The organism is Cupriavidus basilensis, assembly GCF_008801925.2.
Classification (GTDB): Bacteria; Pseudomonadota; Gammaproteobacteria; order Burkholderiales; family Burkholderiaceae; genus Cupriavidus; species Cupriavidus basilensis.
In genome coordinates this window covers 1258190-1281310 of sequence record NZ_CP062803.1, presented here as the reverse complement: position 1 = coordinate 1281310, position 23121 = coordinate 1258190, and the positions used below count along the sequence as shown (strand labels likewise).

Sequence of the window (23121 nt, the reverse complement as noted above, 5' to 3'; positions counted from 1 at the left end):
CGGCTATTGTAGCGCGGGCCAAGGCCCTACGCCACAGAAGGGCCCCGAAATCGGCCCGGGGCGCGAGGCCCCGGCCGCACCCGGCCATCAGCCCGCCAACGGGCCGCCAGCAGCGGCATTACCAGGTCAGGACGATCTTGCCGATGTGCTCGCTGGACTCCATCAGGCGATGCGCATCGGCGGCCTGGGCGGCCGGGAAGGTCTGGTGGATCACCGGCTTGATCTTGCCCGCCGCCAGCAGCGGCCACACGTGCTGGTGCAGCGCCTGCGCGATCTCGCCCTTGAACGCCACCGGGCGGGGACGCAGCGTGGAGCCTGTCACGGTGATACGGCGGCGCAGGATATCGCCCAGCGGGATCTCGGCCTTGGCGCCGCCCAGCAACGCGATGATCACAATGCGACCGTCGTCGGCGACGCAGGACAGTTCGCGCGCCAGATACGGGCCAGCCACCATGTCCAGGATGACATCCGCGCCACGGCCGCCGGTCAGGGCTTTCACCTCGGCGACAAAGTCCTCGGTCTTGTAGTTGATGGCACGGTCGGCGCCCAGTTCCTCGCAGGCACGGCACTTGTCAGCGCTGCCGGCGGTGACAAAGACTTTATGGCCCAGGGCCTTGGCGATCTGGATGGCAGTCGTGCCGATGCCGCTCGAGCCGCCCTGGATCAGCAGGGTCTCGTCCTTGCCCAGCGGGCCGCGGCCCAGGTAGCCGCGATCGAATACGTTGCTCCACACCGTGAAGAACGTCTCCGGCAATGCAGCCGCCTCGACATCCGACAGGCTCTCCGGCACCGGCAGGCATTGCGCCGCGGGGGCCACGCACAACTCGGCGTAACCGCCGCCCTGCACCAGCGCGCACACGCGATCGCCCAGCTTCAGGCCGAAGCGGTTGTCGGGGTGCGCCAGGTCGCCGCCAGCCACCACGCCGGCCACTTCCAGGCCCGGCAGGTCAGACGCGCCGGGTGGCACCGGGTAGTTGCCGGTACGTTGGAATACGTCGGGACGGTTGATGCCGGCCGCGGCCACGCGGATCAGGATCTCGCCGGCCTTGGGCACCGGGTCGGGGCGTTGCGCCAGTTGCAGGACTTCGGGGGCGCCGTACTCGCGGATTTCGATGGCTTGCATTGCTGCTCCTTGCGGTTAGGGACCTCGCGCATGCGGCGGGCTCGCGCACGCATGGCGGGGAGATCAATCTGGGCACCCGCCATGCAGCGGGCCGAACAGCCGGGCCGCATGGGTTGGGACTGGCGGGAGTGTAAACAAAAAAGCGGCTGGACATCGCCAGCCGCTTTTTCCGCTACGGGTACCGTCGTGCTGACGGCACCGTAAAACGCTTACTGCTGTTGCTGATCAGCCGAAGGCGTCGTCGGCGCAGCCGGTGCTGCCGGGGCAGCCGGTGCTTCGCTGGTGTTGGCGATCGGGCTGATGCTGCCGCCCTCTTCGGCCAGCGCGGCCTTCAGGGACAGGCGCAGGCGGCCCTTCTCGTCAGCCTGGATCAGCTTGACGCGCACGTGTTGGCCTTCCTTGAGCCAGTCCTTGATGTCCTTGACGCGTTCGTTGACGATCTCGGAGATATGCAGCAGGCCATCTTTGCCCGGCAGGATGTTGACGATGGCGCCAAAGTCCAGCAGCTTGAGCACGGTGCCGGCGTAGATCTTGCCCACTTCGGCTTCGGCGGTGATGCCTTCGATGCGGCGCTTGGCTTCGGCCATGCCTTCGGTCGAGGTCGAGGCGATGGTGATGGTGCCGTCTTCCTGGATGTCGATGGTGGTGCCGGTTTCCTTGGTCAGGGCCTGGATGGTCGAGCCGCCCTTGCCGATCACTTCGCGGATCTTGTCCGGATGGATCTTCATGGTGATCATGCGCGGTGCGTGCTCCGACAGCTCGGTGCGCGCATGGCCCATCGCGTCCTGCATCTTGCCCAGGATATGCAGGCGGCCTTCCTTGGCTTGCGCCAGCGCGACCTGCATGATTTCCTTGGTGATGCCCTGGACCTTGATGTCCATCTGCAGCGCGGTGATGCCGGTATCGGTACCCGCGACCTTGAAGTCCATGTCGCCGAGGTGGTCCTCGTCGCCCAGGATGTCGGTCAGCACGGCGAACTTGTTGCCTTCCAGGATCAGGCCCATGGCCACGCCGGCCACGTGCGCCTTGATCGGAACGCCCGCGTCCATCAGTGCCAGGCAGCCGCCGCACACCGATGCCATCGACGACGAGCCGTTGGATTCGGTGATTTCGGACACCAGGCGGATGGTGTAGGCGAATTCGTCATCCTTCGGCAGGACCGGGATCAGCGCGCGCTTGGCCAGGCGACCGTGGCCGATTTCGCGGCGCTTGGGGCTGCCCACGCGGCCGGTTTCGCCGGTGGCGAACGGAGGCATGTTGTAGTGGAGCATGAAGCGGTCGCGGTATTCGCCGGCGAGCGCGTCGATGATCTGCTCATCGCCCTTGGTGCCCAGCGTGGCAACCACCAGCGCCTGGGTTTCGCCACGGGTGAAGATGGCCGAGCCGTGAGCGCGCGGCAGCACCGACGAGCGGATCTCGATCGGGCGCACGGTGCGGGTGTCGCGGCCGTCGATGCGCGGCTCGCCCGACAGCACCTGGCTGCGCACGATCTTGGCTTCGATGTCGAACAGCACGTTGCCCACTTCGACCTTGTCGGCTTCCACGCCGGCTTCGGCCAGCTTGGCCGCCACGGTGGCGTAGACTTCCTTGAGCTTTTGGCTGCGAGCCGACTTCTGGCGCAGCTGGTAGACGTCCTGCAGCAGCGGCAGGGCGATCTCGCCGACCTTGGCGATCAGCGCTTCGTTCTTCGGTGCCGCGGTCCAGTCCCACTCCGGCTTGCCGCCGTCGCGCACCAGGTCATGGATGGCATTGATGGCCGTCTGCATCTGCTCGTGGCCGTAGACCACGGCGCCCAGCATCACCTCTTCCGACAGCTGGCGGGCTTCCGATTCCACCATCAGCACGGCGCGCTCGGTACCGGCAACCACCAGGTCCAGTTCCGAAGCGGCGATCTGCGAACGGGTCGGGTTCAGCAGGTACTGGCCGTCCTTGTAGCCAACGCGCGCCGCGCCGACCGGGCCGCTGAACGGAATGCCCGACACTGCCAGGGCAGCCGAGGCGCCGATCAGGGCGGGGATGTCAGCCGGGACTTCCGGGTTCAGCGACAGCACGTGGATGACCACTTGCACTTCGTTGTAGAAGCCTTCCGGGAACAGCGGGCGCAGCGGGCGGTCGATCAGGCGCGAGGTCAGCGTCTCGTTTTCCGACGGACGGCCTTCACGCTTGAAGAAGCCACCGGGGATCTTGCCGGCAGCGTAGGTCTTTTCGATGTAGTCGACGGTCAGCGGGAAGAAATCCTGGCCGGCCTTGGGCGACTTGGCAGCGACAACGGTGGCGAGCACCACGGTGTCTTCAATGTCGACGATCACGGCACCGCCAGCCTGGCGGGCAACCTCGCCGGTTTCCAGGCGCACCTTGTGCTGGCCCCACTGGAATTCCTTGACGATCTTGTTGAACATGGTCATGAGCGTTCCTTTTGTTCGTGCTTGCACGCTTGTGCAACGCCCGCGTTAGCAGCCGCGGGCGAACTGCCGGATCAGCGTCGGCCTCAGTCACAGGGAAGTGCTATGCCATTCCAGCGCGATACCTGATAGGTAGCATCTAGGTAGCATCTGCCTGGGCAGATACCGCGCTGGAATGACACAAAGCCCCGCTTCCTTGCCCGACTCCGGTATGGATTAACGGTAAAAAAGCTAAAAAAAGCTAAAGAACACAGTAACTTACTCCGTTGCACGTCTTGGCGCAACGTGTGCCAGCCCCCGGGGCCATGGCACCATCAAGTAGAGCGAAAATCACTTGCAGCAATGCTGGACATCGACAGGACTGCGACCGGACAACGACCGGACCTGCGGCATTTCATCCGCAAAAACAAAATGCCTGCATCAGCGAGGCTGACGCAGGCATTAGTGGCTCACGCGAAGGCGTGCAGTGCATCCATTCGTGCTGCCATCCGGACGATCCTGGCTGCTTACTTACGCAGGCCGAGCTTCTCGATCAGCGAACGATAACGGTCGGCATCGTTGGCCTTGAGGTAGTCCAGCAGGCGACGACGACGGCTCACCATGCGCAGCAGACCGCGGCGGCTGTGGTGATCCTTCATGTTGGCCTTGAAGTGGGGGGTCAGTTCGTTGATGCGGGTGGTCAGCAGAGCGACCTGGACTTCGGGGCTACCCGTGTCGTTGGCGGCACGTGCGAACTGCTTGATGACTTCGGTTTTGCTGCTGATTTGGGCTTCTGCCATGATAATTTCCTTTTCACTTGCGAACGCTACAGCACGAAATGTGCCGCATGCGTCGTGCCTTGTGCGTGTCCTACATACAGGCAACTGTCTCGCCGGACCGGGTTTTGACAACCGGCTGGCTACGACAGCGGGCGATTATAACGGAAAACGGGCCGGCGATGGCGTTTGCGGCAACGCCGGCCTGGAACCGCTAGAACCGCTCCATCTTGCAGGTCGTGGGCAACATGGTCTGTGCCGACTTCAGCTTCCTCACCGTGCGAAAGCCATATCCCGACCCTTCATTGTCAAAGCGCACATCGCCGCCCTGCTTCTCCATCACCGACACGTAGAGCGGCTGCAGCACCTGGTGGTCGTCGGCGCGGATTGTCGCATCATGGAAATCGTTGACGTAGCGCATGCCTTCCAGCGCACGCGCCACCTTGACGGCGTCGGTCGAGCCGGCCTGCTCGATGGCCCGGGCGAGCATCTCCACCATCATCTGCATGCGCAGGTGAACGTAGTCGTCCTTGGGCTCGGGGTAACGGGCACGGAACGCCTGATAGAACGCGTCCGAGGCCGCGCCGCCCACATTGGGGTGCCATTCCGCCACCGCAAGCACGCGCCCTACCCCGGCGTCGCCCATGGCCGCCGGCGCGCCCAGCCCGTTGCCGTAGAAGGTGTAGAACTTGGCATTCAGCCCGGCCTCGCGCGCGGCCTTGATCATCAGGGTGAGGTCGTTGCCCCAGTTGCCCGTGATCACCGCATCCGCGCCGCTGGCCTTGATCTTGGCGATATACGGGGCGAAGTCCTTGATCTTGCCGATCGGGTGGAACTCATCGCCCACGATGCGCAGCTCGGGCCGTTTGGCCGCCAGCATCTCGCGCGCCGAACGCGACACCTGATGGCCGAAACTGTAGTCCTGGTCGATCAGGTAGACGCGCCGCACGCCGGTATCGGCACGAATGACTTCGGTCAGGGCCTGCATGCGCATGTCGGCGCTGGCATCGAAGCGGAAGTGCCAGAAGCTGCACCCCTCATTGGTCAGCGTGGGATCGACCGCCGAGTAATTCAGGAAGAGCACGCGGGCATCGGGCTGCCGGCTGTTATGGCGGTTGATGGCGCTAACCAGCGCGCCAGCCACCGCCGAGCTGTTGCCTTGCAGGACAAAGGGAATCCGCTTGTCCACCAGCGCGCGCAACTGGATCAGGCTCTCGTCGACATTGCCTTTGCTATCGAAGGTAACCAGCTCAAGGGGCCGCGCGCCCTCCGCGGTCTTCACGCCACCGCGTGCATTGACGCGGTCGATGGCGATCCGCAGGTTGCGCACCACGGCGTCGCCCGCGTTGGCAAAGGGGCCGGACAAACCTTCGATCATGCCGAGACGAATCGGCTCCTGCGCGCCGGCGCTCGCCGCCACCGCCAGCAAACAGCCCGCCAGCCATCGTTTAGCCCACATCGAGTGATCTCCCGCCAAAGCGCTGCATGGTAAGCCAGGGACCCAGCCTAGGCAAATCGCATCGCGTTCGCGGCAAAACGGGAAATTGGGCGAGGATGGCAGTGCCATGGCAGCGTTTGCCCTCAAAAAGCCGCGCATGCCACATGCGGCGCACACAACTTTTGCGCGCCGCTACACTCTTAATGCATATCATCACGAATTTTAATAAGAGGACTGCCATGAACGCCTCATCGTCGCGCCGTGCCGCCCGGTGGCTCGTGCTAGCCACAGCAGCAACCATCCTGCCGGCCTGCTCGGTGCTGCAACCGGTCAAAGTCGGCCAGGACATGGTGGGCGCGCCAGAAGCCGCCGTACAAGCCCGCTTCGGCACGCCGACCGATACCTACCAGCTAGCCGACGGCACACAGCGATGGATCTACTCCAAGCAGCCCTTCGGGCAGCAATCCTACGCGGCCGACTTCGACCGCGACGGCCACCTGAGCAACTTCCGCCAGATGCTGCAGACCAGCGAGCTCTACAAGGCGAAAGTCGATGTGTGGACCAAGCTGGACGTGGAACAGCACTTCGGCAAGCCCCGCGAGCCCAAGCAGTACTACCCGCTGATGAAGCGCGAAGTATGGTCTTACCGTTTCAGGCATGAGGACACCTGGCCGTCGATGTTCAATTTCTATTTCGACGACGCCGGCGTGCTGCGCCAGACCCAGATCACGCCAGACCCGCTCGCGGAGGGGCGCGGCCGACGCCGCTGAGGGCGGGAAAATGCAAAAAGCCCGCCGTCATCCTCATGGGAATGCGGCGGGCCGATTCAAGCCCCGCGGCCGGATAGGCCACGGGCTTACCGGTCAGATCGGGATCAGATCTGCGGGTTGATCTTCTGCACGGCCTTGTCGTGCAGCTTGTTCAGCGCGGCCAGGTAGGCCTTGGCCGAGGCGGCCACGATATCGGGATCGGTGCCCACGCCGTTGACGATGCGCCCGCCCTTGGACAAGCGGACCGTCACTTCGCCCTGGGCCTGCGTGCCGGCGGTGATGGCATTGACCGAATACAGCACCAGCTCGGCGCCGCTGGCGACCTTGCCCTCGATGGCGTGCAGCGTGGCGTCGACGGGGCCATTGCCCTCGCCTTCACCCGTCACCTCGTTGCCGTCCATGTTGAACACCACGCGCGCATGCGGGCGCTCGCCGGTCTCGGAGTGCTGCGACAGGGAGATAAAGCGGAAGTGTTCGTTGACGTCGTGCGCCTCGTCGGAAACGATGGCCATGATGTCTTCGTCGAAGATCTCGGACTTCTGGTCGGCCAGTTCCTTGAAGCGGGTGAACGCGGCATTGACCTCGCCCTCGCTCTCCAGTTCGATGCCGAGTTCCTGCAGGCGTTGCTTGAACGCATTGCGGCCCGAGAGCTTGCCCAGCACGATCTTGTTGGCGGTCCAGCCCACGTCCTCCGCGCGCATGATCTCGTAGGTATCGCGCGCCTTCAGCACGCCATCCTGATGGATACCCGATGCATGCGCGAAGGCGTTTGCGCCCACCACGGCCTTGTTGGGCTGCACCACGAAGCCGGTGATCTGCGACACCAGCTTGGAAGCCGGCACGATCTGCGTGGTGTCCACGCCGACGTCCATGTCGAAGTAGTCGCGGCGCGTCTTGACCGCCATCACGACTTCTTCCAGGCTGGTATTGCCGGCACGCTCGCCGAGGCCGTTGATGGTGCACTCGACCTGGCGCGCGCCGCCGAGCTTGACCGCCGCCAGCGAATTGGCCACGGCCATGCCGAGGTCGTTGTGGCAATGCACGGACCAGATGGCCTTGTCGGAATTGGGGATGCGTTCGCGCACCGAGCGGATCAGGCCCGCGTAGCCTTCCGGCACGGCGTAGCCCACCGTGTCCGGCAGGTTGATGGTGGTAGCGCCTTCCTTGATCACGCCTTCCAGCACGCGGCACAGGAAATCCATGTCCGAGCGGCTACCGTCTTCGGGCGAAAATTCGATGTCGTCGGTGAACTGGCGCGCAAAGCGCACCGCCTGGATGGCTTGCTCGAACACCTGGTCCGGCGTCATGCGCAGCTTCTTTTCCATATGCAGCGCCGAAGTGGCGATGAAGGTATGGATGCGGAAGGAGTTGGCCGGCTTGAGCGCCTCCGCGGCGCGAGCGATATCGCGGTCGTTGGCGCGGGCCAGCGAGCAGATGGTCGAATCCTTGACGACCTGGGCGATGGAGCGGATCGCTTCGAAGTCGCCGTTGGAGCTGGCGGCAAAGCCCGCTTCGATCACGTCGACCTTCAGGCGCTCCAGCTGGCGCGCGATGCGGATCTTTTCCTCGCGGGTCATGGAGGCGCCGGGCGACTGCTCGCCATCGCGCAAGGTGGTGTCGAAAATAATGAGTTTGTCGGACATGGTTGGGGCTCCTGGGCTGACTTTTGTATACGGCGAATCGGGTGGATGTCTCGGCATTCGCCGTTTCGTCTTGCTGTGCTGCTGTATTCGTGCTGAATGCAAAACGCCCCGGCGTGCAGTGATGCAGGCCGGGGCGTTTGTAAATCCTGTGTGACTTTACGCGAGGGGCTTGGCTTCCCTCAGCGCGAACGCGTCCCGACCTGACGGCCTAGTAGGCCACCTAGAATGGTGCGGGCGAGTAGGGCTTGGCGCGAAATCATGTGAGCGACTATAGCCGAGAAGCCGGGTGTGTGCAATATGGATGCCTCAATCAGGCCAGCATCAGGCCGACAGCGGAAAAGGCACGCCAGGGAGACGCCATGCCCCCTGGCGTGCCGGCCTGCTTGGGTCGTCAGGCCTTGGGCGGGATGCGCAGCTTCTGGCCGGGGTAGATCTTGTCCGGATGTGTCAACATCGGCTCGTTGGCCTCGAAGATCGCGGTGTACAGCGCGCCGTTGCCGTAGGCCGTCTGGGAGATCGCCCACAGGGTGTCGCCCTTGACCACGGTATGCCAGGTCGATTCGGTGGAGTCGACATTGACCGACATCTTGTCGTCGACCTTGTCCACGCCTTGCACATTGCCGCAGCACAGGATGATCTTCTCGCGGGTGGCCTGGTCCGGCGCCACGCCGAACACCGTCACCAGCCCCTGCGAGCCGTCCACTTGCACCATCAGCCCGGTGGCGTCGAGGTTCATCTGCTTGATATAGCCTTCGATGGCATCGCCGGCGGCGCGGTTGGCCGCATCGGCATCGGCATCCGCCGCCGGCGCATCGGCCGGAGCCGCCGCGGGCGCGGCTTGCGCTGCGCTGCCGCCAAACAGTTTCTCTCCTGCTTCCTTGATGAAGTCGAGCATGCCCATGAGAACCTCCAGTGATAAGTGGACAACGAGGGGGACTACAGTACAACCGAGGCTACAGTGAACCACGGCAAACGCCACGGCAATGCGACAGCCTGGAAAACAAATGTAAAAAAAGGCGCCGTAGCGCCTTTTTACCAACTTGCGTTCAGGAACGATCGTTCCCGCCGTCCCGCACCTTGCGGATTTCGGGCGGCTTGCCGTGCAGCGCATGCCAGCCCCACAGCAGGTAGCCGGAGATGGCGTAGGCGACAAACAGGCCGAACAACGCCACCGGCGGATCTGTCGAGACCACCACGAACAAGACCAGCACCAGCACCATCATGCCGAAGGGCACGCGATAGCGCACATCGAGCGCCTTGCCACTATAGAACGGCGCATTGGAGACCATCGACAGCCCGGCGTACAGCGTGATGCCGAACGCCACCCACGGCATCCACAGGTCCTTGACCGGCAGCTTGTTGTCGATCACCAGCCAGACAAAGCCGGCCACCAGCGCTGCCGCCGCCGGGCTGGGCAGCCCCTGGAAGAAGCGCTTGTCGACCACGCCGATATTGGCATTGAAGCGCGCCAGGCGCAGCGCGGCGCAGGTGCAATAGACAAAGGCGGCAATCCAGCCCCACTTGCCCAGGTCGTGCAGGATCCACTCATACATCACCAGCGCCGGCGCCACACCGAACGAGGTCATGTCCGACAACGAATCGTACTGCTCGCCAAACGCGCTCTGCGTGTTGGTGATGCGTGCGACGCGCCCGTCCATGCCGTCCAGCACCATCGCGGCGAAGATGGCGATGGCCGCGCTGTCAAAGCGCATGTTCATGGCCTGCACGATGGCAAAGAAGCCGGCGAACAGCGCCGCCGTGGTGAACGCGTTGGGCAGCAGGTAAATGCCGCGACGACGCGGGCGCACGTACTCGATGTCGTGATCGTCCCCGGCTTCGTCGTCGAAATTGCCGGACTCGTTGCCACGCAGCTGGTTGTGGCGGAAAGGACGCAAGTTGGTCACGTTGCCATTGGTAACGCGCTTGTTGCGTCGGTTGAAAGCACCCATGCCTGTTCTCCAGTGGGTCTGATCTGTTCCGGCGTCGCCGGATTAATCCAGCTCAGCCAGGATGGTCGACGAGGCCGACACCTTCTCGCCGATGGTCACGCGCGGGCGCGCGTCCACCGGCAGGTAGACGTCGACACGCGAGCCAAAGCGGATGAAGCCATAGCGCTGGCCGCGTGACAGCGTCTCGCCGACGCGGGTGTAGCAGAGGATGCGGCGGGCCACCAGGCCGGCCACCTGTACCAGGGTCACCACCTTGCCGTCTGCGGCACGGCGGATGACCACGGCGTTGCGTTCGTTCTCGAGCGAAGCCTTGTCGAGGTCGGCGTTGACGAACTTGCCGGGGAAATACTCGACCTTCTCGACCTTGCCGTCCACGGACACCCGGTTGGAGTGTACGTTGAACACGTTCATGAAGACGCTGATCTTCAGCGCCTCGCGGCCCGCGTACGGGTCCATGGTCTTCTCGACCACCACGATGCGGCCATCGGCGGGCGCCAGGACAGCGTTCGGCTGGGTGGGAACGGAGCGCGGCGGATCACGGAAAAACTGCAGCACGAACAGTGTAATGATCCACAGCGGCAAGGCCCACCAGAAGCCGGCGCTGACCTGCACCAGCAGCGAGATGACAAAGGCGCCAGCCAGGAACGGCCAGCCTTCACGGGCGATCAGCGGATGAGGATAGTTCATGCAATGCTTACTTGGTGGATAAAGTCTGACAAGGATAACAAAAAGCCGTTCAGTCCCCGCCTGAATAACCCCTCGATAGGGGGAAATGTGCGGATGACTGAACGGCTGCGGCCCGCGCCGTCAGCAGCGGCGGGCCGTCGGGCTGTAGTACAGCTTAGTTCTTCGACTGGTCGACCAGCTTGTTCTTTGCGATCCAGGGCATCATCGCGCGCAGCTTGGCACCCACTTCTTCGATCTGGTGCTCAGCGGTCAGGCGGCGGCGCGAGATCAGGGTCGGGGCGCCGGCCTTGTTCTCGAGCAGGAAGCTCTTGGCGTACTCGCCGGTCTGGATGTCGGTCAGGCATTGCTTCATGGCCTTCTTGGTCTCCTCGGTCACGACGCGCGGGCCGGTGACGTATTCGCCGTATTCGGCGTTGTTGGAGATCGAGTAGTTCATGTTGGCGATGCCGCCTTCATAGATCAGGTCGACGATCAGCTTGAGTTCGTGCAGGCACTCGAAGTAAGCCATTTCCGGCGCGTAGCCAGCTTCCACCAGCGTTTCGAAGCCAGCCTTGATCAGCTCGACGGTACCGCCGCACAGCACGGCTTGCTCGCCGAACAGGTCGGTTTCGGTTTCTTCGCGGAAGTTGGTTTCGATGATGCCGGCGCGGCCACCGCCGTTGGCGGTAGCGTACGACAGGGCGATGTCACGGGCGGCGCCGGACTTGTCCTGGTGCACGGCGATCAGGTGGGGCACGCCGCCGCCTTGGGCGTAGGTCGAGCGCACGGTGTGGCCCGGAGCCTTCGGGGCGATCATGATGACGTCGAGGTCGGCGCGCGGGATCACGGCACCGTAGTGCACGTTGAAGCCGTGGGCGAAGGCCAGTGCGGCGCCTTGCTTGATGTTGTCGTGCACTTCGTTCTTGTACACGTCGGCGATCTGCTCGTCCGGCAGCAGGATCATGACCACGTCGGCGTCCTTGACGGCGTCAGCCACTTCCTTGACCTGCAGGCCGGCGTTGACTGCCTTGTTCCACGATGCGCCGCTCTTGCGCAGGCCGACGGTGACCTTGACGCCGGAGTCGTTCAGGTTCTGCGCGTGGGCGTGGCCTTGCGAGCCGTAGCCGATGATGGTGACGTTCTTGCCCTTGATCAGGGAGAGGTCGGCGTCCTTGTCGTAAAACACTTTCATGATGGTTCCTTCAGTCTTTCGTTTTCGTGTGTCGGGTTGGCGGCCACCGCCCGGCTAGTGCCGGCACCGGCGCCGCCCTTGGATACTGCAATCAGGCTCAGACCTTCAGGATGCGCTCGCCGCGGCCAATGCCCGATCCGCCGGTACGGACGGTCTCGAGGATGGCGGCACGGTCGATGGCGTCCAGGAAGGCATCCAGCTTGCCGCCGTTGCCGGTCAGCTCGATGGTGTAGGTCTTCTCGGTGACGTCGATGATGCGGCCGCGGAAGATGTCGGCGGTGCGCTTCATTTCCTCGCGCTCCTTGCCGACCGCGCGCACCTTCACGAGCATCAGCTCGCGCTCGATGTGCGCGCCCTCGGTCAGGTCCACCACCTTGACCACTTCCACCAGGCGGTTCAGGTGCTTGGTGATCTGCTCGATGATGTCGTCCGAACCGCTGGTGACGATCGTCATGCGCGACAGCGAGGCGTCTTCGGTGGGGGCCACCGTCAGCGTCTCGATGTTGTAGCCGCGCGCCGAGAACAGGCCCACCACGCGCGACAGCGCGCCCGGTTCATTTTCCAGCAGGACCGAAATGATATGTCGCATTACAGGTCCTCCGCGCCGAGCAGCATCTCGGAGATGCCCTTGCCGGCCTGGACCATCGGCCACACGTTTTCAGTCGGGTCGGTCTGGAAATCGAGGAACACGGTACGGTCCTTCAGGCGGAAGGCTTCGCGCAGGGCGGGCTCGACGTCGGCCGTCTTTTCGATGCGCATGCCGATATGGCCATAGGCCTCGGCCAGCTTGACGAAGTCGGGCAACGCGTCCATGTAGGAATGCGAGTAGCGGTTGTCGTACTCGATTTCCTGCCACTGGCGCACCATGCCGAGGTAGCGGTTGTTGAGCGCGCAGATCTTCACCGGGGTGTCGTACTGCAGGCAGGTCGACAGTTCCTGGATGTTCATCTGGATCGAGCCTTCGCCGGTGATGGTCACCACTTCCTTCTCGGGGAAGGCTTTCTTGATGCCCATCGCGTACGGCAGGCCCACGCCCATCGTGCCCAGGCCACCGGAATTGATCCAGCGGCGCGGCTCGTTGAACTTGTAGAACTGCGCGGCCCACATCTGGTGCTGGCCCACGTCCGAGCAGACGAAGGCATCGCCGTGCGTCAGTTCCCAGATCTTTTCCACCACATACTGCGGCTTGATGATCTCGGAGTTGCGGTCGTACTTGAGGCAGTCCACCGAACGCCATTGCTCGATCTGTTCCCACCACTTGGCCAGGGCCTCGCGCTTGGGCTTGACGTCGCTGGCCTGCAGCTGGGAGATCAGCTCCTGCAGCACATCCTTGACGTGGCCCACGATGGGAATGTCGACCTTGACCCGCTTCGAGATGGAAGACGGATCGATGTCGATATGGATGATCTTGCGCGGCTGCGAGGTGAAGTGCGCCGGGTTGCCGATCACGCGATCGTCGAAACGCGCCCCGATGGCAATCAGCACGTCGCAGTTCTGCATGGCCATGTTGGCTTCATACGTGCCGTGCATGCCGAGCATGCCGACGAACTGCTTGCTGGTACCGGGGAACGAGCCGAGGCCCATCAGCGTGTTGGTGACCGGATGGCCGGTCAGCGCGGCAAGCTGGCGCAGCTCCTCGCTGGCATTGGCCAGCACCACACCGCCGCCTGCGTAGATGAACGGCCGTTCGGCGCCCTGCAACAGCGCGAGCGCCTTGCGGATCTGGCCCGAATGGCCCTTGTTCACCGGGTTGTACGAGCGCATGTCGATCGACTTGGGATACTCGTACTTGCAGGCATTGCGCGAGACGTCCTTGGGAATATCGACGACAACGGGGCCGGGACGGCCGGTTGCGGCAATATAGAACGCCTTCTTGATGGTCGCGGCGAGATCGCGGACGTCCTTGACCAGGAAGTTGTGCTTGACGATGGGGCGGGTGATGCCGACCGTGTCGCATTCCTGGAAAGCGTCCTGGCCGATAGCGTGCGTCGGCACGTTACCGGTGATGATCACCATCGGGATCGAGTCCAGGTAGGCGGTGGCAATGCCCGTCACCGCATTGGTGACGCCGGGACCAGAGGTCACCAGGGCGCAGCCCACCTTGCCGGTCGCACGCGCATAGCCGTCTGCGGCATGAACCGCGGCCTGCTCGTGGCGCACCAGGATGTGCTCGATCTTCTTTTGCTTGTAGAACTCGTCGTAGATATACAGCACTGCGCCGCCGGGGTAGCCCCAGACGTACTCGACGCCTTCTTCGGCAAGTGCGTGAACGAGAATCTCCGCCCCGATCATTTCGGGTGCGGCGGATGAATTGCTGTCTGCGTGGAATTCCGCGCTGGGCATGTTCATTTTAGTCCTTTGCAATTTTCGGCAAAAAATTGTTCGGATGCTCTCTGCCGGGCTTGTGGCACGGGTTCAAGCGGTGCGCGTCTGCATGATAGACCGCCTCATAAGCGGCCGAATGAGACAACCACTGATGTCGTGTGAACCCGCGACGATACTGGATTGATTCGGGCTTGTCTACGGGCTTTTTCGCACGAGGGGGCATCCCGCCGTCCTCCGGACACCCCACCACGCCCTGAGCCTGAATGACCACAAAAGAGAACAAGGATGGTCACCGGGGGGGTTATTTGCTAGCATCCCACCATTTTGGATGTGCAAGAAGCCCTACCCTGCACTTCCACCGGCCAAGGCCCCACCGTCTGTACCCCGCCTGCATGGCAACCGATCAGGAACTATCCGACTTTCTCGCCAGCGTCGAGCGGCGCGCCTTCAAACAGGCCGTGTTTGCGGTGCGCGACGACGAAGCCGCCCTGGACATCGTCCAGGACGCGATGATCAAGCTCGCCGAAAAATACGGCGACAAGAGCGCCGCCGAACTCGCGCCGCTGTTCCAGCGCATACTGCAGAACACGATTCATGACTGGTTCCGCCGCCAGAAAGTACGCAATACCTGGGTCACCCTGTTTTCCAACCTGCGCGACGACCGCGAAGGCGAGGATAATGACCTGCTCGACACTTTCGAGGCCGAAATCGGCTCCGAATCCGCGGAAAGCAGCGCCGACAAGGTGGAACGCGCCCAGACCATGCACATCATCGAACAGGAGATCCAGCGCCTGCCGACACGTCAACGCGAAGCCTTCCTGATGCGTTACTGGGAGGATATGGACGTCGCGGAAACGGCTGCCGTCATGGGATGCTCCGAAGGCAGCGTCAAGACGCACTGTTCCCGTGCCACGCACACACTGGCGCAGGCATTGCGAGCGCGGGGGGTCCGACTATGAGCACCAGAAACGAAAAAGAAATCAACGAACGCCGCCTGGCACACGATATCCGCACGGCACTTGATGCCTCTGCGAATGCGTTGCCGGACAATGTGACCGATCGGCTTGCCGCCGCGCGGCGGATTGCGCTGTCTCGCAAGAAAGCACAAGCCGCCGTCGCCGTGCCGCAACTGGCCTCGGCCGGGATGCCCACGCTCTCTTTCGACGAGGACGACTCGGCACTCCACCGCGCAGGTTCGTGGCTGCGCCGCCTTGGGCTGGTATGGACGCTGGTGGCACTGGCCGCCGGGCTGGCGGGCATCTACCACTGGCAGCAGCAAAAGCGCGTCGATGAGCTCGCGGATGTGGACGCGGCGATGCTGCTCGACGACCTCCCGCCAACGGCCTACGCGGATCAGGGCTTCCACGTGTTCCTGAAGCGCGGTCAGTAGGCATGGCCAGCGCTGACTTCATCCCCGACGCACCGCGCCGGCGGCTGGCGGCCTTGCTGCTGGCCGGCCTGGCCGCCGCCGCCACGATCTGGTCCCTGGTTCCGGCCACTTGCCAGGCTCAGGGCGGCCACCCGGGCGGCGCGCCCGCGGCCAGCATCGCCAATGCGCACCCGAGCTGGAACGAGCTCAACGCCGTCCAGCAGCGCGTGCTCGCGCCGCTGGAAGGCGAGTGGAACAATTTTCCCGAGCTCAACCGGCGCAAATGGCTGCAAATCGCCGAGCGATACGAGAAGTTCTCGCCCGCAGAACAGGCGCGGCTGCAGACCCGCATGACCGAATGGGTCAAGATGACGCCCCAGCAGCGCCGCCTGGCGCGCGAAAACTACCAGATCACGCGTTCGCTGCCCGCCCAGAAGAAGGCCGAGGCCTGGAACAAGTACCAGCAACTGCCGGAAGAGCAAAAGAAGAACCTGGCGGCTGCCGAGAAGGTGCCGCGCCGCCCCGGCGCGGTCAGCGCCCTGCCCTCCGGCAAGCGCCTGCCAGCCGAAACCACCCGGCAGCTGCACCTGGAAAAGAAGGCACCCGCCAACGCCGCCTCGGCCGCCGCGCGTGCCCGCACGCCCGATACCGGCACGCCGGCGGCGGAGTCCCATGCCGCCATGCCAGGCACCGCTGCCGGCGCGCCTGTGCCGACCGTGGACACGCCGCGCGAGGCCGCCACCGAGGCCACGGCCAGCAGCACCAGCGCTACCGCCACGCCCGACGAGCCGGTGCGCCGCTGAACCGCTACGCGGTTGTGCGGTGCCGTTGTGCGGCCGGCTCGCCCCCGCGCCCTCCCACGCAAGCTACCCGCCCCACCCGCGCTTTGGCATAATGCCGCTTGCGCCGGCCCGGCCGTGCTCGCTGGCTGCCTCACGGCCCGGCCCTCGCTGCCCGGCCTCGCCTTCCTCCGGCCTGATGGCCCTACCGCCCTTTCGCCATACCCGCCATGCCCGCCGTGACCACGCCCAAACCCAACGCCAAGCCAGCCGCATCGGCTGCTCCGGCCAGTCCCGTGCGCCCGGCCGAGGCACCGACGATCCGCCGCCGCATCGCCTGCATGCTGTACGAAGGCGTATTGCTGTTCGGCGTGCTAAGCGCCTCGACGGGGGTCTACCTGCTGGCGCGCCCGGCGCTGCAGCAACTCGGACTGGACGGCCCGTTCACGATGCAGTGCTGGAGCTTCCTGGTGCTGGGCTGCTACTTCGTCTGGTTCTGGCAGCGCAACGGGCAGACGCTCGCCATGCAGACGTGGCGCATGCGGGTCGAGACGACCGCTGGCGTGCCCCCGCGCTGGCCGCAGGCCACGCTGCGCTACCTGCTGGCATGGCTGTGGCTGCCGCCTTCGGCGGCGCTCGGGCACGCGCTCGGCCTGGTCAAGGGCCCGTTCGTCGGCGTGCTGTGCGCCGGCCTGCTGGCCTGGATCCTGCTGGCCCTGCTCGACCCCAGGCGGCAGTTCCTGCATGACCGCCTGGCCCGTACGCGCCTGACCGACCTGCGCCCGCCCAAGCCATGAACCTGTCGGCCGCCGCCTTGCGCCGCATCGCGGTGGCATTGCAGGCCGCCGTGGCGCTAGGCTGCGCCGCCGAACTGAATGCCCTGCATGGGTGGCCCCTCGCCACCGGCCTGCTGGCCGGCATCGGCGTGGTGCTGGCGATACTGGGGCTGTCTGTTGCCGGCGCCTTTGCCTTTACCCTGTGCGGCCTGGGCGAGCCCGAGGCGACGCGCCCCCCGATTCCTCCCGCCCTGCAGGCCATGCGGCCAGCGCGGCTGACGCCATGGCAGGCGCTGGCCTGCTACCTGCGCGAATACGCCGCCGTGTTCCGGATGTTCAACTGGCTGCAGCCCTTCTGCTCGCACCGCCGCTTGCGCCCGGCCAAAGCCCCGGGCTCGCGCCCGCCGCTGCTGCTGGTGCACGGCTACGGCTGCAACCACGCCGTCTGGCTCGACATGCAGCCCGCCCTGGCGGCGGCCGGCTACCATTGCGAGGCGATCGACCTGGACCCGGTGTTTGGCGACATCGACCAATACGCCCTAGAAGTCCGAGCCGCCATCGCGCGCATCGCCGCCACCACCGGCCAGCCGCCGCTGGTGCTCTGCCACAGCATGGGCGGCCTGGCCGCGCGCGCCGCGCTGGCCGGACGCGGCAAGCCCCCGCCCTGCCGCGGCATTGTCACGCTGGGCACGCCGCATCACGGCTGTGTGCTGGCCCGCTACGGCAGGGGCTTCAATTCCCGCCAGATGCGCTGCGCCAGCGCCTGGCTGCGCGCGCTGGCAGCGCGCGAAACATCACGCCAGCGCGCTGCCCTGGTGTCGATTTTCAGCTGGCACGATTCGATTGCCGGGCCGGTGGGGACCTCCTGGATGGAGGGCGCGCATCATGTGGCGCTTAGCGGCATCGGGCATGTCAGCTTGCTGCGGCATCCGGGGGCTACGCAGGCTGTATTGCGGGCGCTGGCGCAGTTATCAGCGGTGGCGCCAGCGGCCTGATGTGACGGCGCCAGCGACTGGAAGCCCCCGTCCACACAACAGTCATATGACATTCATGTTTCCTTAACAGCTTCGTCATGCGCCGCTGGCCCAATGCAGCCATCGTCGCTACCGAGGCCGCCATGGTTCAAGCTCTTCGTTCTGCCCGCGGACATCTGGCCAAGGCCACGCAACTGCTGCGCAGCCGCACCGCCGAGTCGCAATCCCTGCCGCGGCCCATGTCATTGCCTGCCGCGCTGGCCGCCTTCATGCCAGCGGCCAGCGACTTGCAGCAAGGGCCTCCCGGGCGTTGCGCCACCTCTCCCGCCAGCGCCCCGCCCCCTGAAGCCACCACCCAGCCCCCGCATCCGTCCCATCCCACCCGCCACTACCGCGCCATCTGGCTGTCCGACATCCACCTCGGCACGGCCGGCTGCCAGGCCGATTACCTGCTCGACTTCCTCAAGCACAATGAATCGGACCAGCTCTACCTGGTCGGCGACATCATCGATGGCTGGCAGTTGCGCCGCGGCTGGTACTGGCCGCAGAGCCACAACGATGTGGTGCAGAAGCTGCTGCGCAAGGCGCGCAAGGGCACCGAGGTGATCTACGTGCCGGGCAACCACGATGAGGTGGCGCGCCAGTTCGACGGCCTCGCCTTCGGCGATATCACGGTGCGCGAAGATGCCGTCCACGTCACCGCCGCGGGCAAGCGCCTGTGGGTGGTGCACGGCGACCTGTTCGACGGCGTGGTGCAGCACGCGCGCTGGCTGGCTTACCTGGGCGACTCGCTCTACACCCTGATCCTGGCCGTCAACCGGCACTTCAACCGCATCCGCGCGCGCCTGGGCTTTCCCTACTGGTCGCTGTCGCAATACCTGAAGCACCAGGTCAAGAACGCGGTCAACTACATCAACTCGTTCGAGCAGGCGATGGTGGATGAGGCGCGCCGGCGCGGCTGCGATGGCGTGATCTGCGGCCATATCCACAAGGCCGAGATCCGCGAGGTCGACGGCCAGCTCTACTGCAACGACGGCGACTGGGTGGAGAGCCTCTCCGCCCTGGTGGAGACGCAGGACGGCGAATTGCAGATCGTCTACTGGACCACCCTGCTCGATGCGCCGGCCACGGCCGGGCGCCGCGCCGTCGCCACGGCCTGACCAGACTTGAGCGCGGCACCCGCCTCACACGCCGCCATCCGTACCACGGTATGGCCGTGGCCTCGCCGAGGCCGGCCACCCACGCGGCCTGGCCGCAAGGAGCAGCTATGAAGATCCTGATCGTCACCGATGCCTGGGAGCCGCAGGTCAATGGCGTGGTGCGCACGCTCAAGTCCACCCGCCGCGAGCTGATCGCGATGGGGCACACGGTGGAGCTGATCACGCCGCAGGAATTCACCACCATTCCCTGCCCGACCTATCCGGAGATCGCGCTGTCCCTGTTCGCCGGCGCCAAGGTCCGCGCGCGCATCCGCGCCTTCGCGCCGGACGCGCTGCATATCGCCACGGAAGGCCCGCTCGGGCTGGCTGCGCGCCGCTATGCGATCCGCGAGCAGTTGCCGTTTACCACCGCCTACCACACGCGCTTTCCGGAGTACGTGCAGGCGCGCTTCGGCATTCCGCTTGCCTGGACCTACCGCTTCCTGCGCTGGTTCCACGGCCCGGCGCGCGCCGTGATGGCGCCGACGCCGGTGGTGCTGCATGACCTGCATCAGTTCGGCATCACCCACGGCGTGCTGTGGACCCGCGGCGTCGACCTTGATGTCTTCACCGCCCAGCAGGCGAACGTGCTCAACACGGCGCACCCGATCTTTCTCTACGTAGGGCGCGTCGCCGTGGAAAAAAACGTGGAGGCCTTCCTTGCGCTGGACCTGCCCGGCTCCAAGTGGGTGGTGGGCGACGGCCCGGCGCTGGCGTCGCTGCGCGCGCGCTATCCGGCGGCTAACTACCTGGGCGTGCTGACCCAGCCGGAGCTGGCCAAGGTGTATGCTTCGGCCGACGTCTTCGTATTCCCCAGCCGCACCGATACGTTCGGGCTGGTGCTGCTCGAAGCCCTGGCCAGCGGGCTGCCGGTGGCGGCCTATCCGGTAACCGGGCCGATCGATGTGCTCGGCCACAGCGACGCCGGGGTGATGCACGAAGATTTGCGTGAAGCTTGCCTGGAAGCGCTGCGCATTGACCGCGCCACCGCTCGCGCCCATGCCGAACGGTTCTCGTGGCGCGCCGCCTCCGAGCAGTTCCTGACTCACCTGCAGCCGCTGCCGGCCGTACGCGCGACCCCCAACGGCACGACCGGCACCACTGCCCGCCCCTCTTCCGAACATGCCGACTCCGCATCGCCCACCGTCCGAACCGCACCGCCCGCCGGCGCCACAGACCGCCACGTCAGCACCGGCACCGCCCCCGGACTCGCCGAACAGCGACTACACGATTGAGCAGAACCCCCACAAGGGCAACCGCGGCCTGGCGCGGGCCTGGCATGCCGGCATCAACTCGGTGTCCGGCCTGCGCTACGCGGTGCTGGAAGAAAGCGCGTTTCGCCAGGAGCTGACACTGGTGGTGATCCTGACGCCCTGCGCCTTGCTGCTGCCGGTCGGCATTGTCGAGCGCATCCTGCTGCTGGGCACCCTGCTGCTGGTGCTGATCGTGGAATTGCTCAACTCCAGCGTGGAAGCCGCGGTCGACCGGATCTCGCTGGAGCGCCACAGCCTGTCCAAGCGCGCCAAGGACTTCGGCAGCGCGGCGGTCATGCTGGCGCTGGTGCTCTGCGGCGGCACCTGGCTGGCCATTGCGGGGCCGATCGTGATGGACTGGCTGCGCGCGCTGGCGGCCTGAGGGGCTGGCGGCACGGGCCCGGCGCAAGCCCGGTACAGCGGGCGCGCGCACGGCGCCAAAGGCGCTTGCGCCGTCGCGGGGTTGCGGCAAACGGCGATTGCTTATAATCGCCTTCAACTTACCGAATTGCCGCTCGCCCGGTCGCCTATGGAACCCAAACAGCAAACCGGTCCCCGCCGCACCCGGGACCGCATCCTGGACGTCTCGCTCCGCCTGTTCAACGAGGTGGGCGAGCCCAACGTCACCACCACCACCATTGCGGAAGCCATGGAGATCAGCCCCGGCAATCTCTACTATCACTTCCGCAACAAGGACGACATCATCAACTCCATCTTCGTGCTGTTCGAGCAGGAGATGGAGCGCCGCCTGAAGTTGCCCGACGATCACAAAGCCACGCTGGACGAAAGCTGGTGCTACCTGCAGTACATGGCGGAGTTCCTGTGGAACTACCGCTTCCTGTATCGCGACATCAATGACCTGCTGGCGCGCAACCGCATGCTTGAAACCAATTTCAAGCGCATCGTCGAGCAGAAGAAGCGATTTGCGATGGAGATCTGCCGGCAGTTCCAGGAAGACGGCGAGATGGAGGCCACGCCCGAGCAGGTCGAGGCCATCTGCACCAATATCGTGGTGATCGCCACGTACTGGCTGTCGTTCCAGTTCGTTCAGCATCCGCGCCAGTACAACGACCCCGAGCTGATCCGCGGCTACCTGCACGGCGCCAGCTACCATATCTTCTCGATCCTGGCCCCTTACCTGCGCGGCAAGGCGCGCCAGGCGTTCGACAAGCAAGCCCAGGAATATGCCGCCGCCAAGGCGGCGCAAACTGAAAAGGAAAAAAAGTGAAGTCCGTTTGCATCTATTGCGGCTCCAGCCCCGGCAATCGCCCCGAGTACGCCGCAGCGGCGCGCGCCATGGGCAAGACCCTGGCCGAGCGCGGCCTTGCGCTGGTGTACGGCGGAGGCAAGGTCGGGCTGATGGGCACCGTGGCCGACGCCGTGCTGGCCAACGGCGGCACCGCCATCGGCATCATTCCCGATGCGCTGATGCAAAAGGAAGTGGGCCATCGCGGCCTGACCGAGCTGCACGTGGTGCGCAACATGCACGAGCGCAAGCAGATGATGGCCGACCGCGCCGATGCCTTCATCGCCATGCCGGGCGGCGTCGGCACCTTCGAGGAACTGTTCGAGACCTTCACCTGGCTGCAGCTGGGCTATCACGCCAAGCCGGTGGGACTGCTCAATGTGGAAGGCTTCTACGACAGCATGCTGGGCTTCATGCAGCACGCCGTGGACGAGGGCTTCCTGAAGCAGGTCCACAACGACCTGCTGCATGTGGCGCCTACGCCCGAAGGCATCCTCGACAAGCTCGCCAACGCGCCGCGCCTGCTGGTGGACAAGTGGCAGGAGAAGCGCGAGCAGACCTGATGGTGCTCCCCGCCACCATACCCGCCACCACGCCGCGTTAGCCGCTGCGCTACGCAGGGCCCGCTCAGAACGACGAGCCGGGTTCCCGCAGGAAGGCGCTCTCCTGCGCCGTATCCCTGCGCCCCAGCATGGCGTTGCGATGCGGGAAGCGCCCGAAACGCTCGATCACCGCGCGGTGCTTGAGCGCCCAGTCCACCACGTCCACCTGACCCTGGCTTTGGTCGCGCAGCGCCGTCATCAGCTGCACGGCCGTGTTCTGGTCGGCAAGCACTTCGGAATGCTCTAACGGCATGTAGCAGAACATGCGGTGCCATGCCGTGGGCAGCATACGGTCGGCGCCGCTCGCCACCATCTGCCGGGCCGTTGCCAGCGCCTGCGCATCGGAGGCGAAGCTGCGCGGGTCGTCGCGAAAGACGTTGCGCGGCACCTGGTCGAGCAACACGATGCGTGCGCAAGCGGATTCGGGGCTTTGCGCCCAGCCCGCATTCGCGCCCGCGAGCGTGGCTTCCCACAGTGGCAGGAAGGCAGCGCGAACCGTGGCGTCGAAGTCAGCGGACTTGGTGAACCACACCGAGCGTGTGGTGTTCCATGCCGGCGAGCCAGGCACGCCGAACCAGAAATCGAGCACGCGCCGGGCGTCGGCAGGCAGGTCCGTCGCGGCTTCGGGATGCGTGTCAGCCATGGTGCCGGGATCCATGG

Annotated in this window: 23 protein-coding genes; 11 read left to right on the top strand and 12 right to left on the bottom strand. The window is 65.1% G+C overall.

Annotated elements, in window-relative coordinates; all coding sequences use genetic code 11:
• Nucleotides 1-118: 118 nt before the first annotated feature.
• The 4 genes from F7R26_RS05755 to F7R26_RS05740 all read right to left on the bottom strand — a co-directional run bounded on the left by F7R26_RS05755 (nucleotide 119) and on the right by F7R26_RS05740 (nucleotide 5739).
• A complete protein-coding gene (locus tag F7R26_RS05755; RefSeq protein ID WP_150983743.1) occupies nucleotides 119-1123 on the bottom strand; it encodes an NAD(P)H-quinone oxidoreductase in 1005 nt (334 codons plus the stop codon).
• Nucleotides 1124-1332: 209 nt separating this feature from the next.
• Complete coding sequence (gene pnp / locus F7R26_RS05750; RefSeq protein WP_150983742.1) at nucleotides 1333-3528, bottom strand: polyribonucleotide nucleotidyltransferase; 2196 nt, start codon at nucleotides 3526-3528, stop codon at nucleotides 1333-1335.
• A gap of 503 nt (nucleotides 3529-4031) precedes the next feature.
• A complete protein-coding gene (gene rpsO, locus F7R26_RS05745; protein WP_006156843.1) occupies nucleotides 4032-4304 on the bottom strand; it encodes a 30S ribosomal protein S15 in 273 nt (90 codons plus the stop codon).
• A gap of 190 nt (nucleotides 4305-4494) precedes the next feature.
• A complete protein-coding gene (locus F7R26_RS05740; protein WP_150983741.1) occupies nucleotides 4495-5739 on the bottom strand; it encodes a branched-chain amino acid ABC transporter substrate-binding protein in 1245 nt (414 codons plus the stop codon).
• Nucleotides 5740-5957: 218 nt separating this feature from the next.
• On the opposite strand from F7R26_RS05740, the gene F7R26_RS05735 reads away from it, so the two are divergent.
• The gene (locus F7R26_RS05735) at nucleotides 5958-6488 is read left to right on the top strand and encodes a hypothetical protein (RefSeq protein WP_150983740.1); all 531 of its coding nucleotides are present in this window, start codon (nucleotides 5958-5960) and stop codon (nucleotides 6486-6488) included.
• Nucleotides 6489-6592: 104 nt separating this feature from the next.
• On the opposite strand, the gene F7R26_RS05730 is transcribed toward F7R26_RS05735, so the two are convergent.
• From F7R26_RS05730 to F7R26_RS05700, 7 genes are all read right to left on the bottom strand, one after another.
• Nucleotides 6593-8131 carry a 2-isopropylmalate synthase gene (locus tag F7R26_RS05730; RefSeq protein WP_150983739.1) on the bottom strand — a complete coding sequence of 513 codons (1539 nt, stop codon included), beginning with the start codon at nucleotides 8129-8131 and terminating at the stop codon, nucleotides 6593-6595.
• A gap of 391 nt (nucleotides 8132-8522) precedes the next feature.
• On the bottom strand, nucleotides 8523-9032 hold the full coding sequence (gene lysM, locus F7R26_RS05725) for a peptidoglycan-binding protein LysM (protein WP_150983738.1): 510 nt from the start codon (nucleotides 9030-9032) through the stop codon (nucleotides 8523-8525).
• Between the two features lie 145 nt (nucleotides 9033-9177).
• Nucleotides 9178-10080: a CDP-diacylglycerol--serine O-phosphatidyltransferase gene (pssA, locus tag F7R26_RS05720; RefSeq protein ID WP_150983737.1), complete on the bottom strand. Its 903-nt coding sequence runs from the start codon at nucleotides 10078-10080 to the stop codon at nucleotides 9178-9180.
• A 42-nt stretch (nucleotides 10081-10122) separates the two neighbouring features.
• Complete coding sequence (locus F7R26_RS05715) at nucleotides 10123-10767, bottom strand: phosphatidylserine decarboxylase (RefSeq protein ID WP_150983736.1); 645 nt, start codon at nucleotides 10765-10767, stop codon at nucleotides 10123-10125.
• A gap of 154 nt (nucleotides 10768-10921) precedes the next feature.
• Nucleotides 10922-11938: a ketol-acid reductoisomerase gene (gene ilvC / locus F7R26_RS05710; protein ID WP_043344720.1), complete on the bottom strand. Its 1017-nt coding sequence runs from the start codon at nucleotides 11936-11938 to the stop codon at nucleotides 10922-10924.
• Between the two features lie 97 nt (nucleotides 11939-12035).
• Nucleotides 12036-12527: an acetolactate synthase small subunit gene (ilvN, locus tag F7R26_RS05705; RefSeq protein ID WP_006156850.1), complete on the bottom strand. Its 492-nt coding sequence runs from the start codon at nucleotides 12525-12527 to the stop codon at nucleotides 12036-12038.
• Entirely contained in the window at nucleotides 12527-14287 is a 1761-nt protein-coding gene (locus F7R26_RS05700; RefSeq protein WP_150983735.1) for an acetolactate synthase 3 catalytic subunit, read from the bottom strand. The genes ilvN and F7R26_RS05700 overlap by 1 nt, the downstream gene beginning before the upstream one ends.
• A gap of 368 nt (nucleotides 14288-14655) precedes the next feature.
• Between F7R26_RS05700 and F7R26_RS05695 the strand changes: the two genes are divergently transcribed.
• The 10 genes from F7R26_RS05695 (at nucleotide 14656) to F7R26_RS05650 (ending at nucleotide 22422) form a co-directional block, all read left to right on the top strand.
• Nucleotides 14656-15222, top strand: coding sequence for an RNA polymerase sigma factor (locus F7R26_RS05695; RefSeq protein WP_006156852.1), 567 nt, complete (start codon nucleotides 14656-14658; stop codon nucleotides 15220-15222).
• Nucleotides 15219-15653 (top strand): DUF3619 family protein, encoded by a 435-nt coding sequence (locus tag F7R26_RS05690; RefSeq protein WP_150983734.1) that lies wholly within the window; start codon nucleotides 15219-15221, stop codon nucleotides 15651-15653. Before F7R26_RS05695 ends, F7R26_RS05690 begins: the two co-directional genes overlap by 4 nt.
• Before the next feature lie 2 nt (nucleotides 15654-15655).
• On the top strand, nucleotides 15656-16435 hold the full coding sequence (locus F7R26_RS05685) for a DUF3106 domain-containing protein (RefSeq protein WP_150983733.1): 780 nt from the start codon (nucleotides 15656-15658) through the stop codon (nucleotides 16433-16435).
• Nucleotides 16436-16641: 206 nt separating this feature from the next.
• Nucleotides 16642-17208 (top strand): RDD family protein, encoded by a 567-nt coding sequence (locus tag F7R26_RS05680; RefSeq protein WP_150983732.1) that lies wholly within the window; start codon nucleotides 16642-16644, stop codon nucleotides 17206-17208.
• Entirely contained in the window at nucleotides 17205-18182 is a 978-nt protein-coding gene (locus F7R26_RS05675; protein ID WP_150983731.1) for an esterase/lipase family protein, read from the top strand. Before F7R26_RS05680 ends, F7R26_RS05675 begins: the two co-directional genes overlap by 4 nt.
• A gap of 77 nt (nucleotides 18183-18259) precedes the next feature.
• A complete protein-coding gene (locus F7R26_RS05670; protein ID WP_416351307.1) occupies nucleotides 18260-19321 on the top strand; it encodes a UDP-2,3-diacylglucosamine diphosphatase in 1062 nt (353 codons plus the stop codon).
• Nucleotides 19322-19428: 107 nt separating this feature from the next.
• Complete coding sequence (locus F7R26_RS05665) at nucleotides 19429-20595, top strand: glycosyltransferase family 4 protein (RefSeq protein ID WP_150983729.1); 1167 nt, start codon at nucleotides 19429-19431, stop codon at nucleotides 20593-20595.
• A complete protein-coding gene (locus tag F7R26_RS05660; RefSeq protein WP_150983728.1) occupies nucleotides 20483-20995 on the top strand; it encodes a diacylglycerol kinase in 513 nt (170 codons plus the stop codon). Before F7R26_RS05665 ends, F7R26_RS05660 begins: the two co-directional genes overlap by 113 nt.
• Nucleotides 20996-21142: 147 nt before the next feature.
• Nucleotides 21143-21841, top strand: a complete 699-nt coding sequence (locus F7R26_RS05655; protein WP_150983727.1) for a TetR/AcrR family transcriptional regulator — start codon at nucleotides 21143-21145, stop codon at nucleotides 21839-21841.
• Nucleotides 21838-22422 carry an LOG family protein gene (locus tag F7R26_RS05650; RefSeq protein ID WP_150983726.1) on the top strand — a complete coding sequence of 195 codons (585 nt, stop codon included), beginning with the start codon at nucleotides 21838-21840 and terminating at the stop codon, nucleotides 22420-22422. The genes F7R26_RS05655 and F7R26_RS05650 overlap by 4 nt, the downstream gene beginning before the upstream one ends.
• A 64-nt stretch (nucleotides 22423-22486) precedes the next feature.
• Here F7R26_RS05650 and F7R26_RS05645 read toward each other — a convergent pair whose 3' ends face one another.
• Nucleotides 22487-23104, bottom strand: a complete 618-nt coding sequence (locus F7R26_RS05645; protein WP_150983725.1) for a DUF924 family protein — start codon at nucleotides 23102-23104, stop codon at nucleotides 22487-22489.
• Between the last annotated feature and the right edge of the window lie 17 nt (nucleotides 23105-23121).